This window comes from Paenibacillus sp. 7541 (genome assembly GCF_002276395.1).
In the GTDB taxonomy this organism is placed as follows: domain Bacteria; phylum Bacillota; class Bacilli; order Paenibacillales; family Paenibacillaceae; genus Paenibacillus_AQ; species Paenibacillus_AQ campinasensis.
Genome location: NZ_NQLZ01000021.1, coordinates 1 through 14,960, shown reverse-complemented (window position 1 = coordinate 14,960; position 14,960 = coordinate 1). Strand labels below are relative to the sequence as shown.

Sequence of the window (14,960 nt, the reverse complement as noted above, 5' to 3'; positions counted from 1 at the left end):
TCAGCCGCATATCCGTTATAAACAAATTTTCAGTGCAATTATTGCTGAGCATTCGCCCCAGCGACGATCTCGGAGATTTCCTGCGTAATCGCTGCCTGACGCGCACGGTTGTATGTCAGCGTCAGCTCGGAGATCAGCTTGCTGGCGTTCTTCGTAGCCGCTCCCATAGCCGTCATCTTCGCTCCCAATTCGCTTGCTTTTGCATTCAGCATTGCGCTGAAAATGAGGGTTTCCGCATATTTTGGAAGAAGCACCTCAAGCACTCTTTCCGGGGAAGGCTCATATTCATAGCTTGCCGCGGAGTCACCGCCGCCAATGTTCTCCATTGGAAGCAGCTGGTCCACTTGAGGATCCTGCGTCAAGGCATTGACAAAGCGGTTATAGCATACAAACAGCTCGTCAATCTCTCCACGCTCGTACTGCCCCACGGCCGCATTAGCAATGGACTTGATATCCCCGAAGGTCGGGCTGTCCGACAGGTCGGTAAGCTCCTCTACAACCGGCATTTCACGACGGCGGAAATAATCGCGCCCTTTGCGCCCGATCACAAAGATCGCATACTCGTCTTTGGATTGATGACGCTCGGAAATGAAATTGTACACTTTACGCAAAATGTTGGAGTTCGACGCACCGGCAAGACCGCGGTCAGACGTAATAACCAGGTAACCGGTCTTTTTGACTTCGCGCTTCTCCAGCATAGGGTGGCTAATGCCTTGCGTACCGGCTGCAATGCTGGAAACCACTTCCTTCAGCTTATCTGAATACGGCAGAGCGGCCGTTGCCTTCTCCTGCGCTCTTCTCAGCTTCGCGGCGGCCACCATCTCCATTGCCTTGGTGATCTGTTTGGTGTTCTGGATGCTCTTGATTTGCCGTTTAATATCACGTAAGCCTCTTGCCATGTTTTCACCACCTTAAAACTTTGGCTGAGCCAAAGTTACTTCGTAAGCATAAGCCTAACTTTGGCAAAGCCAAAGCTACTTCGCAAATCTATCAATTCTGTCGCTGGCAATGCAGCCACCGTTATATTCCATATGATGAAAGAGGATGCCGGACTTCAAGGCCCGGCTCCCCTCCTAAAGTGTGCCCGAGGAGCTTACACCGAAGCGGCAAAGCCCTTCTTGAATTGTTCGATCGCAGCTTTCAGCGCCTCTTCATTTTCAGAAGTCAGGTCCTTCGTATCTGTGATCGATTGCAGGATTTCCGGTTTGTTGCCTTCCACAAACTCCAGGAATTCCTTCTCGAAGCGGCGAACGTCGGCAACTTCGATGTCATCGAGGTAGCCTCTGACTGCGGTGTACAGGCTGACAACCTGCTGTTCAACCGACAGCGGCTGGTTTACGCCCTGCTTCAGGATCTCCATCAGCTTCGAACCGCGGTTCAGACGAGCCAGCGTCGATTTATCCAGGTCGGACCCGAACTGGGAGAACGCTTGAAGCTCACGATATTGCGCCAGGTCGAGCTTCAGACCGCCGGCAACCTTCTTCATCGCCTTGATCTGTGCGGAACCGCCGACACGGGATACGGAAATACCTACGTTAACCGCCGGACGCTGACCTGCATAGAACAGATCGGACTCCAGGAAGATCTGACCGTCGGTAATCGAAATTACGTTTGTCGGGATATATGCGGATACGTCGGAAGCCTGTGTTTCAATGAACGGCAGCGCCGTCAACGAACCACCGCCAAGCTCATCGCTAAGCTTCGCAGCACGCTCCAGCAAACGGGAATGCAGATAGAATACGTCACCCGGATAAGCCTCACGGCCCGGAGGACGACGGAGAAGCAAGGACAGCTCACGATAAGCTGCTGCTTGTTTCGACAAGTCATCGTAGATGATGAGCGCATGCTCACCTTTAAACATGAAATATTCACCCATCGCGCAGCCCGCATATGGTGCGATGTATTGCAGTGGAGCTGGCTCGGAAGCCGATGCTGTAACGACGATGGTATACTCAAGGGCGCCGTGACGACGAAGTGTTTCCACTACTTGAGCTACCGTGGATTGTTTTTGACCAATCGCAACGTAGATACATTTCACGCCACTGCCCTTTTGGTTCAGAATCGTATCGATGGCGATGGAGGTTTTACCAGTTTGACGGTCCCCGATGATAAGCTCACGCTGTCCGCGGCCAATCGGAACCATCGCATCAATCGCTTTAATCCCGGTCTGCATTGGCTCATGTACCGATTTACGATCGATAACGCCAGGAGCCGCGCTTTCTACCGGACGGAACGCTGCCGCCTCAATCGGGCCTTTGCCATCAAGCGGTTGTCCGAGCGGATTGACGACGCGGCCGAGCAGAGCTTCCCCTACTGGAACCTCCATAATCCGTCCGGTACGTTTAACCTGATCGCCCTCTTTAATGTCAGAGTAAGGACCGAGGATAACGACACCGACATTGCTTTCCTCAAGGTTCAGTGCAAGACCGAACACGCCGCTCTGGAATTCCAGGAGTTCCCCGGACATCGCATTCTCCAGGCCGTAAACGCGAGCAATACCGTCACTAACTTGAATCACCGTTCCCACTTCAGAAACCGCGATATCGGATTTATATTCCTCAATTTGACTTTTAATTAAAGTGCTAATTTCTTCAGGTCTGATGCTCAACATTTTCACCCCTATCTACTTTGCTCGTCTATTAAAAGACTTTTCAAGACGTTCCAGCTTCCCTGCGAGACTGCCGTCGTACAGCTTGTCGCCGATAACCACTTTCAGTCCGCCGAGCAAGCCTTTGTCAACAACGTTGTTCACGCGGATTTTCTTGTTCGCGACCGTTCCGAATTCGGCAGCCACCTGTTCCTTCTCCGAATCATTGAGCGGGTAGGTCGAATATACGACAGCATCCGCGAATCCAAGAGCTTCACCCTGAATCTTCACATAGCTGTTCAATAATTCGGCGAACAATTCCGTGCGCCCTTTGTCCAGAAGCAGTTCCAGTGTGCTCAGCACCGGTTGGGATACTTTGCCCTCCAGTGCCTGCTTAAGAACGTTTACCTTCACGGACTGGGGAATATTCGGAGTAGCGATGAATTTCTGGATGTCGCCATCTCCCTCGATGGCAGAGACGATCGCCCGCAATTCCTCTTCTACTTCCAGCCCCTTCTGCTGCTGAGCCGCCACTTCGAACAGCGCTCGCGCATACCGCTTGGCTGCTACTGTATTTTGGCTCATGATCTGCCTCCTACCTCTTTAAGGTATTGGTCGACCAACTGTTCCTGGGCCTCATCGGTTTTCACTTCGCGTTCGATCAGCTTGGATGCGATCTTCACAGATACGCTGCCAAGCTCGCCGCGGAGTTCTTCAACCGCTTTGTTCTTCTCATTCTCAATATCGCGAACGGCTTCGGCTTTCAAGCGAACCGTTTCTTCCTTAGCTTGCTCGATAAGCTGCTCAGCCTGCTTGTTGCTGGTCTGTCTCGAACGCTCGATAATTTCGTGAGCCTCCTGCCGAGCCTGATCCAGCGCCTTCTTCTGCTCTTCGACATACAATGCCGCCTGCTTACGCGTCTCCGCGGCCTCATTCATCTGATTCATCACCAGTTCACGGCGCTGCTCCATAATGGCGAACAATTTGCTGAACGCATATTTGTGAAGCAGAAAGTATAGGATGGCAAATGCTACGATCGAGATTAAAATATTCTCCCAAAGTACCTCCATGGATTAAGCTCACTCCTTTCCGTTAATGCGCGTACTGTTCTTAACAAAACGAAGGCGCGGATGGCATCGGCCCTCCCCGCCAAACCGTTGTATATTTATTAAGAAAACATGATCAAGAAAGCAATAACGGTAGCAGCGAGTGGTACTACCTCGACGATACCAACACCGATAAACATCGTTGTTTGAAGCGGACCACGAGCCTCTGGCTGACGAGCGATGGATTCTACTGTTCTGCTCACGATCATACCGTTACCCAAACCTGCGCCAAGTGCGCCCAAACCTACTGCAATAGCTGCTGCTAAAAATTCCATTGATAAATATCCTCCTTATACATTTACAAAATTATAGTTACTATAATATATCTCTTTCGAAGTACCGATAAAAGATCAGGTAATCCGTTGGAGTTTATTAATGTGCTGCTTCTTCGTGAATCGTAGTCTGTGCGATGTAAACCATCGTCAGAATTGTGAAAATGAAGGCCTGAAGGGCACCGACAAAGATACTGAACCCTTGCCATACAGCCAGGAACGGAATCCCGAGGATCCCCATTTTCAAAATCACCGTAATGAGCACCTCACCGGCAAAGATGTTTGCAAACAAACGGATGGCCAGCGCGACCGGCTTCGCCAGGTTCTCGATGATGTTCAGCGGCAGGAAAATCGGAAACGGCTCCAGATAGTGCTTCAGGTAATGCTTGCGGTTCAGCTTCAATCCGAGATAGTTCATCAGAATAAAGACGATGATCGCAAGCCCTGCTGTAATCGAGATGTCCGCTGTCGGCGATTTCCACCAAAGAACGTGAGCCAAATGGCCGTCATGAAGCTCTCTTGTAGCTTCGATCGTCTTGCCAAACACCTGGAAGTTCGCAGGCAAGTCCGTGATGATGGCAAATGGCAAGCCTAGCAGGTTAGCTACGAAGATAAACAGGATCAAGGTTAGACCAAGCGATATGTACCCCTTCCCCTTCTTCAAATCCATAGCACTCGCTACGATGCCTTGCACAAATTCCACGACCCACTCCATAAAGTTCTGCAATTTGGAAGGGTTTTCGACAGATAGATTACGAACGGCCAGCCGCACTAACACAAACACGATGGTACATGTTACAAACAGCATAATGACGGCCGACAGATCGAGATGGAATCCGCCAAATTTTATGATCGGTGATTCATGCATGAAATTGTATTCACCCCTTTCCAATTAGCGCTGATCATTTCTTGTTCCTCAAGCTAACAATAATGCTGACTGGAATGGTCAACAACTGGGGGATAAACAGCCCTGCAATAGTTGCACCCAGAGACACCTGGTCCAGTCTGGCAGCAAGCATTACAACCAAGAAAGCAATACAAAGTCTTGTGACAAATCCAAAGCCCAGCCTTCTGTGATCCTGGTTCACAGCCATGTCAGCAATCTGTCTGATCTTGACGGACAGGTAGCGGACATTGAACAGGCCGCCAACGACCCCGAGAGTCAGACCGGCAAATACCGACTGTAGATTCGGGTACAGCGCCCATCCCAACAGGAAGGCGGATAAGCACAGCAGCACAGTCCTGGTTACGGCATTCACAATGGATGTCGTCAAATCATTCACTTTGTGCCCCCAAGAAACTTTTTAATGAGAAGAGCGATATTCAAAATCCCCAAAAACAGTCCCGTCACGGTTCCAACAGCGAGCCAAGCTCTGGGCCCGTCCAACTGCAGCATCAGCCATCTGCCGACAAAAAAACCGACAACAATGTAAGCGGCCAGCATGCCACCGGCCCCGCTAATATAGAGCGCTATCAACCAAGGGCTATCTTGACTTCTCGGATTTTTCATATGAACCTCTAATCCCAACTCATTTTACTTAACATAACAAGCGTTTGTCAATGAATCGATTTGCCGGATTTATGGTGAAAAACAGGCGTTTTATGCAGCCGGAACTACATAAAACGCCGCAATAACCGTACAGTTCAACTGTATGCTGTCAACTTTGCGGTCAGAATGCAGCCAATAATTACTTTGTGAACATTCTGTGAAATTCTTCCGGACGATCCTTTCGAACCCCGAAATGGTGCAAAATCGCATTGACAATTCGTTCGGAAGCGCGTCCATCGCCGTAAGGGTTCGCTGCCTTGCTCATCGCGTTGTACAGCTCCTGATCGCTCAGCAATGCCTTCGTACGTCCATAGACATCCTCCTCATTCGTACCCACCAGCTCCAGCGTGCCCGCATCGATGCCTTCCGGACGCTCAGTCGTGTCACGCAGTACCAGAACCGGCACGCCGAATGAAGGCGCCTCCTCCTGCATTCCGCCGGAATCCGTGACAATCAGATGGGTGTGCGCATAGATGTTATGGAAATCCACAACGTCCAGCGGCTCGATCAGCTTGATGCGCGGGTGGCCGCCCAGAATCTCATGTGCGGGCTCCTTCACCGCAGGGCTCGGATGGACCGGATACACAATAGCGATATCCTCAAACTCGTCGGCAATCCGCTTGATCGCCCGGAAAATGTTGCGGTGCGGCTCCCCTTGGGATTCCCGGCGATGAGCGGTCATCAGCACAAGCCGTTTCCCTTCGGCCCATTCCAGAACAGGGTGGGTATAGTCCTGCCGTACGGTATATTGAAACACATCCGTCACCGTATTGCCTGTGATGTAAATGCTTGACTCTTTCTTGTTCTCCTTACGAAGATTGCCAGCAGACCATTCGGTTGGCGCGAAATGAATATCGGCCAGCACGCCCGTGAGCTGGCGGTTCATCTCTTCCGGATAAGGAGACAGCTTGTTCCACGTTCTGAGGCCGGCCTCCACATGCCCGACTTGAATTTGCTGCAGGAACGCGGCATAGCTTGCCAGGAACGTCGTGAGCGTGTCACCGTGGACAAGTACAATATCCGGCTTCGCTTCCTTCAGAACCGGCTCCAGGCCCTCCAGAACGCGAACGGTGATCTCATTCAGCGTCTGACGGTCCTTCATGACGTCCAGATCGTAGTCCGGCACAATCTTGAATACGTCCAGTACCTGATCAAGCATCTGCCGATGCTGGGCGGTCACACACACGATGGATTCAATATGCTCCGGGTGACGCTGCAGCTCGAGAATGAGCGGCGCCATTTTGATCGCTTCCGGACGAACGCCGAAGATCGTCATTACTTTTATCTTTGACATGCTTCGATTTCCCCCTCTGTATACATGCTAGGCCTGGTTCTACTCTAAGCGTATATTCCAGGCCATTGGTCATTATCATTATCTACTTCGTGCCGTACAGGCGGTCTCCGGCATCGCCGAGACCCGGTACGATATAACCGTGATCGTTCAGTCCCTCGTCCAGCGCAGCAACATAGATATCCACATCCGGATGCGCATCATGCACCGCCTTAACGCCTTCCGGCGCGGCTACAAGATTCATCATCTTGATCTGGGTGCAGCCCCGCTTCTTCAGCACGTCGATCGCCGCAATCGCAGAGCCGCCGGTCGCCAGCATCGGATCGATCACAATCAGCTCGCGCTCGGTCACATCGGTTGGCAGTTTGGTGTAATATTCAACCGGCTTGAGGGTTTCGGGATCGCGGAACAGCCCGACATGTCCGACTTTGGCCGCTGGAAGAAGCTTCACAACGCCGTCAAGCATGCCAAGACCCGCGCGGAGAATCGGGATCAAGCCCAGCATTCTTCCTGAAATGACCTTGCCTTCCGTTTCGGCTACCGGTGTCTGTACCGATATCGTCTCAAGAGGAACCTCCCTCGTAATCTCGTAAGCCATCAAAGTGGCGACTTCATCAACCAGTTCACGAAAATCTTTCGTGTTGGTGCGCATATCGCGTATAAAGGTCAGTTTGTGTTGAATCAATGGGTGATCACATATCACCAATTTTCCCATTTCAGGTCCCTCCGGTTTAATCCAAATGTTATTACAGGATTTGCTTAATCCTCATCAAATATGGGCAAAAAACAGCGTAAGCTCCATAAATCTTGTCTATTATATCATTCCCATTCGCGATTTTACACCTGCACAAGTCATGTTTCTTCATCGTTCGCCAAAGGCTGCGGAGGGCGGCAGCCGGGCCGGGCTTCCTTACTAGGATTTCCAGATCTCAGCAGAATGATGCCAGGGCGCACCTATGCATTGGCCTTGCTGATTTTTGGTCTGTCCCCCTTTCATTCTTGCAGTATATGTTGGGATATAAGAGAACGATATGCAGCTCATCCACATATCCGCGATTCTCCAGCTATTTTCCGCATAAAAACAGCCCCATCTTCCCAAACGGGAAGATGAGGCCTCATTCGATTCTATATTGACCGGTGTATAATTAATATTTCATGTCCGCATACAATGGATATTGCTCGGTCAGCTCCGCAACCATCTTGCTCGCTTTCTCAAGCGTAGCTTCATCCTTCGGCGCTCTGAGCGTCATAGCAATGATTTTGCCGATCGCAGCCATCGCCTTCTCGTCCATGCCGCGCGAAGTGACCGCTGGCGTACCGATCCGGATGCCGCTTGTGACAAACGGGCTTGTCGGGTCAAACGGAATGGCGTTCTTGTTGACGGTGATGCCAACGGAATCCAGCACCTTCTCCGCATCCTTGCCTGTGATGTCCAGGTTGCGGGTATCCACAAGCATCAGATGGTTATCCGTGCCGCCGGAGACGATGTTCAGACCTTCCTCCGTGAGCGTGTCAGCCAGCACTTTGGCATTCTTCACCACTTGCTCGGCATAGGTCTTGAAGGACGGGGACAGCGCCTCGCCGAGAGCTACCGCTTTGGATGCAATGACATGCATGAGCGGACCGCCCTGGCTTCCCGGGAACACCGCTTTATCAATCGCCTGCGCCCAAGGCTGTTTGCACAGAATCATGCCGCCGCGCGGGCCGCGAAGCGTTTTATGAGTGGTCGTTGTTACAAAATGGGCATGAGGAACCGGGCTTGGATGAACACCTGCAGCTACCAGACCTGCAATATGAGCCATGTCAACCATGAACAGGGCACCCACGTCATTCGCGATGGAAGCCAGCGCTTCAAAATCAATAATGCGCGGGTATGCGCTCGCTCCGGCAACAATCAGGCGCGGACGGTGCTTGAAAGCCGCTTTGCGCACTTCATCATAATCGATGAGGAACGTATCCTCTTGCACGCCATAAGCCACGAAATTGTACAGCACACCCGATGCGTTCACAGGGCTGCCGTGAGTCAGGTGACCGCCGTGGGCCAGATTCATCCCGAGCACGGTATCGCCTGGATTAAGCGCCGCCAGATATACCGCCATATTGGCCTGAGCTCCGGAATGCGGCTGCACATTGGCATGATCCGCACCGAACAATTGCTTGGCACGATCGCGCGCAATATCCTCCACGATATCCACGCGCTCGCATCCGCCGTAATAGCGTTTGCCAGGATACCCTTCCGCATATTTATTGGTCAGCACCGAGCCCATCGCTTCCATAACCGCCTCGCTGACAATGTTCTCCGAGGCAATCAGCTCGATATTGCTGCGCTGACGCTTCAGCTCCAGGTCCATCGCTTCCAGCACCGCTGGGTCATTCTTCCGCAAGTGTTCCATCATGATTCGAATCCTCCCATATTGTAGATTATTGTGTCCGCACCTTATGTCAGGCGCAGCTGTACACCAAGCGTCTCATCGAATTAATCACACAGGGCCGAGCCGCCCTCAGACTCCAGTTGGTACACCGCCCTCTGGCCGCCGATCAGCTTCGGCCGGGAATAGGCCGCGTTCACACGAGCCTCGCCGATATACCTCAGACTCGGACGGAAGGGCACCGCCACACTCCGCAGATGCATGCCGATCAAGGTTTCGCCGATATCGATGCCCGCATGGGCCTCCATCCGCTCCGCGAGACAAGGATCGTTCAGCTTCCGGTAGGCGTAAGCCGCCATTGAGCCGCCAGCTCCGGGAACCGGCACCGCAGCCACTTCATTCAGGCCCAGCGTCTCCAGCAGCTCACGCTCCATGACCAGCGCCCGGTTCAGATGCTCGCAGCATTGAAAGGCCACTGCGAAACCGAACGCCGCCTGGACTTCCGCGATGCCCTGATACAGCGCCTCCGCCGTCTCCACCGCACCGCCGGTGCCGATTCGCCGACCAGCCACCTCGCTGGTGCTCGCACCGACCACCAGCACTTTGCCCGGACCCAGCTTCGCCGCCTCGGCCAATTCCCGGACGATGGCCGCTGTCTGTTCGCTGAAAGATATGTTCGAAGATGTACTCAAGTCGATCGTCTCCTTTCATACCGCTGATCTGCCGGACAAGCAGCTGCGCACAAGCCCCCAAACCTATAAGGGATGCGATTCAGCGCCCTGCTCGATTCCGTCACCGGACGATTAACGCTTCAAATACCGCTCTTCAATCGCCTTGATCTTGTCAACACGGCCCACATGACGCTCGCCATGACTGAATTCCGTAGTCAGCCAGGCGGTGACGATCTCTGCTGCCAGACCCGGACCGATGACTCGCTCCCCGAGCGCCAGCACATTGCTGTCATTATGCTCGCGGGTCGCCTTGGCGGAGAATACGTCATGCGTCAATGCGCACCGGATGCCAGGCACTTTGTTGGCAGCAATGCTCATGCCAATTCCTGTTCCGCATATCAATATCCCCCGATCCGCCTCGCCCGATACGACTTTCTCGCAGACCGGAAGCGCGTAGTCCGGATAATCGACGGAATCCGTGCAGCCGCATCCGAGATCGATGACCTCATGTCCGAGACCCGTAATGACGCTGGCAATTTCCTCTCTCAAGCGAATCCCAGCATGATCTGTTCCGAGTGCTACCTTCATCTATGAATAACCCCCTCATTCATGTTCGCTTTTGCGACTAAGCTTGTTTCATTATACCGCAATTTCCGCGCAAAAGACGAAAAAAGAGCAGTCAGCACACCGATAGTGTACTAAATGCTCTTTGCCCAGGCGACCGGCCGTATCATCCGATGCTCCATCGTGGTTTCATCCACTTCGTCGCCAGTTACACCGGATCTTTAGGTTCCCCTTCATCTTAAAGCAATTGCAGATGAAAGGCAAGCGCCATTTGCGGATGCCCTGATGATAAACCAGACTGCTTTCGCGCCTCAGGCGCCTGACAACATTTCATAAATAAGGCCCCAAATAAACCTCACCGCCACCATCACGCATCTTTAACAATAAACAAAAAAATGTAGGGCCTGATGAGAACGCAGGATGAGACGAACATCCGATGATCGGATCAAGCCCGATTCTGGTCCGAGGACGCCAGCTTGTCCAGCAGCCGGAATAAAGCGGTGCGGATTTCCGCAGCTGTCGCTTCATACTCTTCTCGGGATCCGCCGAACGGATCGGAGATGTCAAAGCTCGGTATGCGCTGCCGCAGCTCGATCAGCCGCTCCCTGTCCGCGTCGCTGATGTCATTGCCCAGCGATTTGGCAAGCTCCATCGACACGTACAGGCTGTCCTGTTCCTTCAGATCGCCGAGCACCCGCTCGTCATTTTCCACATATTCCTTAAGGGTATAAGTCTTGTCCGCAGCATCAGGGAACTGGCGGATCGCATACTGCTTATGGGACTGCGTTAACGTGAGCACCAAGTCCGCCCAATTAACCAGTTCGCCCGTGAGCGACTTGGAATAGAATTGATCGTGAATATCCTGGTCCTTCAGCACCGATTCCGCATGCCGTGATATCGGCATCCCTTCTACCGCCGCAACGCCGGCAGAGCGAACCTCAAGCTCGATTCCACGCTGCTTGGCCAGCTTGCGCAGCAACCCTTCGGCCATGGGACTACGGCACGTATTCCCGGTGCAGACGAATAAAATATGTTTCACGACCCCCACCTCCCGAAGTATCTATTACCCAGTATTCTATCAAAAGATAAACATCAAACCAAACACAAACAAAATAATGCCCCCGAGCATCTCGCCATACTCGCTCAGTCTGCCGCTTACCTGCCGTCCCACTGTCAGTCCAAGCACGGACATCAGCCCGCCAACGGCGCCGAAGCTGAGCGCAATCAGCACCATATCGTTGACAACCATCCCGAGCGAGAGGCCGACGGAAAACGAATCCATGCTGACGCTGAGGGAGAACAGCAGCATTCCGAACCAGGCGGTAGGCTTCATCACTTGTCCGCCGCCGCGGAAGGCATTGTAGATCATATGCATCCCAAGCAGAGCCAGCAGCCCGCCCGCTGCCAACCCGGTCACCTGACCGAGCAGCAGGCCCATATAGCGGCCAGCCATCATGCCGAGCATTGGCAAAATCATGTGGAACACGGCAATGAGCAGGCTGGTCATCAAGACATGCCTCCACCGGATTCCTCTCATGCCCATGCCGATGCCCAGCGAGAAGGCGTCAAGCCCAAGCGCAAACGCCATCATGAGTATTGTCGCAAGCTGTCCCGAATGGACAGATGCCATCTGCATGCCGATTCCCCCAAGTTCTGTGGTCTTGTACACCTTATGCGGACAAGGGGGAAAAGATGCCTGGAAAGGCGCTGCAGCGGCCCGCCCGCGTTATCGGGCCATGGCACAACCACGCATGCGCCGATACGCGGCTTGCGCCTACAGCCGCTCGTGATGGCTGTGCCTTGACTGGCGCCGCGCAGATTAAGACGCGGGGCAATAATCATATGGACAGCTGCCCGAGCGGCAGCTTGTCCATACCTGCGGCGCCTTAATGATATGCGGCGCAGGCAGAGGCGTGAGGCAGGGCGGGGCGTTCAATCCGTATGGATGACATGATGCCCCGCCGCCTTCAGCAGCCGGTTCATGACGGCTGCGCCAAGCCCTTGCTCCGGGCATGCCTCGGCGACGATGAAGGTGACCCCTTCATCGTCGAACCGGCGCAGCCCGGCGTACAGCCGGCGGGCGGCTTCCTCCGGTGCCGCCGCACTGCCGAGCGAGACGGCTACGCCGGCGCGGAAGCGATCGATGTGCTCGTCGTACGACAGCACACCGGTCACCTCCCCGCGCCGCGCCGCTGCCTCGAGCTCGGCCGCCATGCGGGACGCCACGGCATCGGCGTCCCGGCCCTGCACCACGCACATCGCGCCCTTCGGCGCATAGTGCGTGTACTTCATGCCCGGCGAGCGCGGCGCCGGGCTCTCCAGCGACCCGGCCTGCGCTAGCGCCGGGTCGCGCTGCACGCTTGCCGCCACTGCGGCAAGCTGCTCCTCCGTGACGCCGCCGGGACGAAGCACCGTCACGGCACCGTCCGGGCCGGCCTGCACCACCGTCGACTCGACGCCGACCCCGGCGGGGCCGCCGTCGACCACGCCGTCAATCCGGCCGGCCAAATCCACAAGCACATGCTCGGCCAGCGTCGGGCTTGGCCGACCTGAGCGGTTGGCGCTCGGCGCAGCGAGCGGACATCCGGCAGCGCTGATCAGCGCCAGCGCTACCGGATGGTCCGGCATGCGGACCGCCACCGTGTCCAGCCCGGCCGTCACCCGCGGGGAGACGGCCCCCTCCTTCACGGGCAGCACCAGCGTCAGCGGGCCCGGCCAGAATGCGTCCATCAAGGCGCGCTCCGTCTCATTGACTCCCGTCACCAGCGCTTCGAGCTGGGACCGGTCCGAAATGTGCACGATCAGCGGATTGTCCGACGGACGGCCTTTAGCTGCGAATACGTTCTCCACCGCCTGCGTGTTTCTTGCATCTGCGCCGAGCCCATATACCGTCTCGGTCGGAAACGCCACAATTCCGCCATGCGCGAGCGTTTGCCCCGCTTCTTCCAGCTTCACTCGCAGCACAGCCGCCTTCTCTAACGATTGAGTCAAACGGCTCGCAGCCACGCCCGTCTCCTGCTCCGTCACCGACCTGATGTGCCACACCAGGGTGTCTATCCCGCGTTCAAGCTCCTCCCTGGCAAGCAAGCGTTCCTTGTTGTCCATATCCCGATCTTTATTGATATTCATGAGCACATCCCATGCCTTCTAGTATATTCATTCAATCCGAAAGTTCGATCTGAAAGCTACCGCTCCATAATAAAAAGCGCTTTGATTCTTCAAGCCCGGCCAAACCCAAGATAACGTTGGCGCGCCCAAGAGAAAGCACTCTTTCCGATCAAGTGTATCATACCATACCAGGATTGAAAATATCGCCCCTACCACCCCGCCATATTCCCTCCAGCCCTTGGAAACCTAAGTCTCCCGGTACCGATACCTTGCACGGTCCAGTCAAGCGACGCTGAAGCATCAACATCAGGAATCTCACATTCATCCAAACAAACCCGACACCCAATTCCACAATCCGAGAAACATATCCACCAGGAAAAAACGCACTTCCGGTTCGCTCGCGCTCGCATGGACCAGTGTCTCCGTGGACGCTGACGCTTCCGCCGATGCGGAAGCCGTGCTGACAGACGCCGCTGGAGCCGGCTGAGCTGCAGCATCGCCGCTGCCCCCGTCGATAAAGCAAAGCGGTGGAAACAAGACGCACCACCAGTTCTGTCCACGTCCCTCTCCCAGCGTAATGCGAACCGCGTCATAATCTCCTGCCGGGTAGATGGTTCCCCCATACATCTTGGTCGGAAACGGCACCACGCCGAGCTCCACATGATAGCCATAGCTCAATCCGCGCTTGGCAAGCTCTTCTCCTACAAGTTTGTGGATCTCAGGCAAGTGCTTTTGCGTCAGCGCCTTGGCCTCCTCCAGGCTTTGCGGATCGTCGAGCTGCATGACCCACAGCTGCATCTGCTCGATCACCGCGTCTCGAATTTCTCTCTTCACAAGCTGGTCAGCCGGGCTATCCGAATTAGCCAGAATGCGCAGCCGGATCGACTCCTGCGGAATCGGTCCGCCTACCACCGAGGCGTCGATTCTTTGACCTCCCCACACCATCATAACCATGAACATACTGGATAATAGCAGCATGATTTTCTTAACAACAATACGAAGAGTCTCTTGATTATTTGCCAGCATCCTGATCGCCTCTCTCATCGTTAATCTATGATGCTACCAGTATGTCCGCTCGGCAAAGATATAAACGTAGAATCTAGCATTATTTAGTATTTTCCGGAGCCCCGTTCCGCGGATTCCAGTATTGTTTTTTTACCTTTGCACCATTATCCCTTTTGTTCAGGAAGAAAGGATGGGATTCATTTGGGGAGAAAAAGCATGGATTTGCTCGCGCAAAGACGCTAGATGTCAGAAAAAAGGGCAACGAAAGAACTCGCGGTCGCGGCTGAACAGGGCACCAGACTTAAAAGAAAACAGCCTATGACTCAATGTGATTATTTTCACTTTCACCTGTTTTTACTTACCTTGATCTTATTGATCCACTTGATCTGATAGAGGTACTTTATCTAATTGATCTATTGTATCTCATTGATCTACTGT

The 14,960-nt window shown here is 53.9% G+C and carries 18 protein-coding genes and 1 riboswitch; of the genes, 1 reads left to right on the top strand and 17 read right to left on the bottom strand.

What is annotated here, in order from left to right; translation table 11 throughout:
- Positions 1 to 38 precede the first annotated feature (38 nt).
- The 15 genes from atpG to CHH75_RS12905 form a co-directional block, all read right to left on the bottom strand.
- On the bottom strand, positions 39 to 899 hold the full coding sequence (atpG, locus tag CHH75_RS12975; protein ID WP_095264933.1) for an ATP synthase F1 subunit gamma: 861 nt from the start codon (positions 897 to 899) through the stop codon (positions 39 to 41).
- Positions 900 to 1,093: 194 nt separating this feature from the next.
- Entirely contained in the window at positions 1,094 to 2,608 is a 1,515-nt protein-coding gene (gene atpA / locus CHH75_RS12970; RefSeq protein ID WP_095264934.1) for a F0F1 ATP synthase subunit alpha, read from the bottom strand.
- Positions 2,609 to 2,623: 15 nt separating this feature from the next.
- A complete protein-coding gene (locus CHH75_RS12965) occupies positions 2,624 to 3,172 on the bottom strand; it encodes a F0F1 ATP synthase subunit delta (protein WP_095398367.1) in 549 nt (182 codons plus the stop codon).
- Complete coding sequence (atpF, locus tag CHH75_RS12960; RefSeq protein ID WP_095264936.1) at positions 3,169 to 3,657, bottom strand: F0F1 ATP synthase subunit B; 489 nt, start codon at positions 3,655 to 3,657, stop codon at positions 3,169 to 3,171. The genes CHH75_RS12965 and atpF overlap by 4 nt, the downstream gene beginning before the upstream one ends.
- 98 nt (positions 3,658 to 3,755) lie before the next feature.
- Positions 3,756 to 3,968: a F0F1 ATP synthase subunit C gene (atpE, locus tag CHH75_RS12955; protein WP_006213098.1), complete on the bottom strand. Its 213-nt coding sequence runs from the start codon at positions 3,966 to 3,968 to the stop codon at positions 3,756 to 3,758.
- A 97-nt stretch (positions 3,969 to 4,065) separates the two neighbouring features.
- Complete coding sequence (atpB, locus tag CHH75_RS12950; RefSeq protein WP_095398366.1) at positions 4,066 to 4,833, bottom strand: F0F1 ATP synthase subunit A; 768 nt, start codon at positions 4,831 to 4,833, stop codon at positions 4,066 to 4,068.
- 34 nt (positions 4,834 to 4,867) lie between these two features.
- Positions 4,868 to 5,248 carry an ATP synthase subunit I gene (locus CHH75_RS12945; protein ID WP_095264938.1) on the bottom strand — a complete coding sequence of 127 codons (381 nt, stop codon included), beginning with the start codon at positions 5,246 to 5,248 and terminating at the stop codon, positions 4,868 to 4,870.
- Positions 5,245 to 5,475: an AtpZ/AtpI family protein gene (locus CHH75_RS12940; protein ID WP_095264939.1), complete on the bottom strand. Its 231-nt coding sequence runs from the start codon at positions 5,473 to 5,475 to the stop codon at positions 5,245 to 5,247. Before CHH75_RS12940 ends, CHH75_RS12945 begins: the two co-directional genes overlap by 4 nt.
- 178 nt (positions 5,476 to 5,653) lie before the next feature.
- A complete protein-coding gene (gene wecB / locus CHH75_RS12935; protein WP_095398365.1) occupies positions 5,654 to 6,808 on the bottom strand; it encodes a non-hydrolyzing UDP-N-acetylglucosamine 2-epimerase in 1,155 nt (384 codons plus the stop codon).
- 82 nt (positions 6,809 to 6,890) lie between these two features.
- Positions 6,891 to 7,520, bottom strand: a complete 630-nt coding sequence (upp, locus tag CHH75_RS12930; RefSeq protein ID WP_095264941.1) for a uracil phosphoribosyltransferase — start codon at positions 7,518 to 7,520, stop codon at positions 6,891 to 6,893.
- A gap of 430 nt (positions 7,521 to 7,950) precedes the next feature.
- On the bottom strand, positions 7,951 to 9,201 hold the full coding sequence (locus CHH75_RS12925) for a serine hydroxymethyltransferase (protein WP_095264942.1): 1,251 nt from the start codon (positions 9,199 to 9,201) through the stop codon (positions 7,951 to 7,953).
- Positions 9,202 to 9,281: 80 nt separating this feature from the next.
- Positions 9,282 to 9,866, bottom strand: coding sequence for a TIGR01440 family protein (locus tag CHH75_RS12920; RefSeq protein ID WP_095264943.1), 585 nt, complete (start codon positions 9,864 to 9,866; stop codon positions 9,282 to 9,284).
- Between the two features lie 111 nt (positions 9,867 to 9,977).
- The gene (rpiB, locus tag CHH75_RS12915) at positions 9,978 to 10,433 is read right to left on the bottom strand and encodes a ribose 5-phosphate isomerase B (protein WP_095264944.1); all 456 of its coding nucleotides are present in this window, start codon (positions 10,431 to 10,433) and stop codon (positions 9,978 to 9,980) included.
- Positions 10,434 to 10,549: 116 nt separating this feature from the next.
- Positions 10,550 to 10,631, bottom strand: a riboswitch (ZMP/ZTP riboswitch).
- Positions 10,632 to 10,854: 223 nt separating this feature from the next.
- Positions 10,855 to 11,448, bottom strand: a complete 594-nt coding sequence (locus tag CHH75_RS12910) for a low molecular weight protein arginine phosphatase (RefSeq protein ID WP_095264945.1) — start codon at positions 11,446 to 11,448, stop codon at positions 10,855 to 10,857.
- Positions 11,449 to 11,487: 39 nt separating this feature from the next.
- Positions 11,488 to 12,045 carry a manganese efflux pump MntP gene (locus CHH75_RS12905; RefSeq protein ID WP_095264946.1) on the bottom strand — a complete coding sequence of 186 codons (558 nt, stop codon included), beginning with the start codon at positions 12,043 to 12,045 and terminating at the stop codon, positions 11,488 to 11,490.
- A 56-nt stretch (positions 12,046 to 12,101) separates the two neighbouring features.
- Between CHH75_RS12905 and CHH75_RS24650 the strand changes: the two genes are divergently transcribed.
- Positions 12,102 to 12,299 (top strand): hypothetical protein, encoded by a 198-nt coding sequence (locus CHH75_RS24650; RefSeq protein WP_141235841.1) that lies wholly within the window; start codon positions 12,102 to 12,104, stop codon positions 12,297 to 12,299.
- Between the two features lie 42 nt (positions 12,300 to 12,341).
- On the opposite strand, the gene CHH75_RS12900 is transcribed toward CHH75_RS24650, so the two are convergent.
- Both CHH75_RS12900 and spoIIR read right to left on the bottom strand, forming a co-directional pair.
- Positions 12,342 to 13,538: an L-threonylcarbamoyladenylate synthase gene (locus tag CHH75_RS12900; protein WP_255223029.1), complete on the bottom strand. Its 1,197-nt coding sequence runs from the start codon at positions 13,536 to 13,538 to the stop codon at positions 12,342 to 12,344.
- A gap of 300 nt (positions 13,539 to 13,838) precedes the next feature.
- Entirely contained in the window at positions 13,839 to 14,543 is a 705-nt protein-coding gene (spoIIR, locus tag CHH75_RS12895) for a stage II sporulation protein R (RefSeq protein WP_176475557.1), read from the bottom strand.
- Between the last annotated feature and the right edge of the window lie 417 nt (positions 14,544 to 14,960).

Excerpts from the sequence above, each read along its gene's own strand:
- CHH75_RS24650 (WP_141235841.1), top strand. The coding sequence starts at position 12,102 with ATGCCTGGAAAGGCGCTGCAGCGGCCCGCCCGCGTTATCGGGCCATGG.
- wecB (WP_095398365.1), bottom strand. The coding sequence starts at position 6,808 with ATGTCAAAGATAAAAGTAATGACGATCTTCGGCGTTCGTCCGGAAGCG.
- CHH75_RS12940 (WP_095264939.1), bottom strand. The coding sequence starts at position 5,475 with ATGAAAAATCCGAGAAGTCAAGATAGCCCTTGGTTGATAGCGCTCTAT.
- upp (WP_095264941.1), bottom strand. The coding sequence starts at position 7,520 with ATGGGAAAATTGGTGATATGTGATCACCCATTGATTCAACACAAACTG.
- CHH75_RS12965 (WP_095398367.1), bottom strand. The coding sequence starts at position 3,172 with ATGAGCCAAAATACAGTAGCAGCCAAGCGGTATGCGCGAGCGCTGTTC.
- spoIIR (WP_176475557.1), bottom strand. The coding sequence starts at position 14,543 with ATGCTGGCAAATAATCAAGAGACTCTTCGTATTGTTGTTAAGAAAATC.
- atpG (WP_095264933.1), bottom strand. The coding sequence starts at position 899 with ATGGCAAGAGGCTTACGTGATATTAAACGGCAAATCAAGAGCATCCAG.
- atpE (WP_006213098.1), bottom strand. The coding sequence starts at position 3,968 with ATGGAATTTTTAGCAGCAGCTATTGCAGTAGGTTTGGGCGCACTTGGC.
- CHH75_RS12925 (WP_095264942.1), bottom strand. The coding sequence starts at position 9,201 with ATGATGGAACACTTGCGGAAGAATGACCCAGCGGTGCTGGAAGCGATG.
- CHH75_RS12900 (WP_255223029.1), bottom strand. The coding sequence starts at position 13,538 with ATGAATATCAATAAAGATCGGGATATGGACAACAAGGAACGCTTGCTT.
- atpB (WP_095398366.1), bottom strand. The coding sequence starts at position 4,833 with ATGCATGAATCACCGATCATAAAATTTGGCGGATTCCATCTCGATCTG.
- atpF (WP_095264936.1), bottom strand. The coding sequence starts at position 3,657 with ATGGAGGTACTTTGGGAGAATATTTTAATCTCGATCGTAGCATTTGCC.
- rpiB (WP_095264944.1), bottom strand. The coding sequence starts at position 10,433 with ATGAAGGTAGCACTCGGAACAGATCATGCTGGGATTCGCTTGAGAGAG.
- CHH75_RS12905 (WP_095264946.1), bottom strand. The coding sequence starts at position 12,045 with ATGCAGATGGCATCTGTCCATTCGGGACAGCTTGCGACAATACTCATG.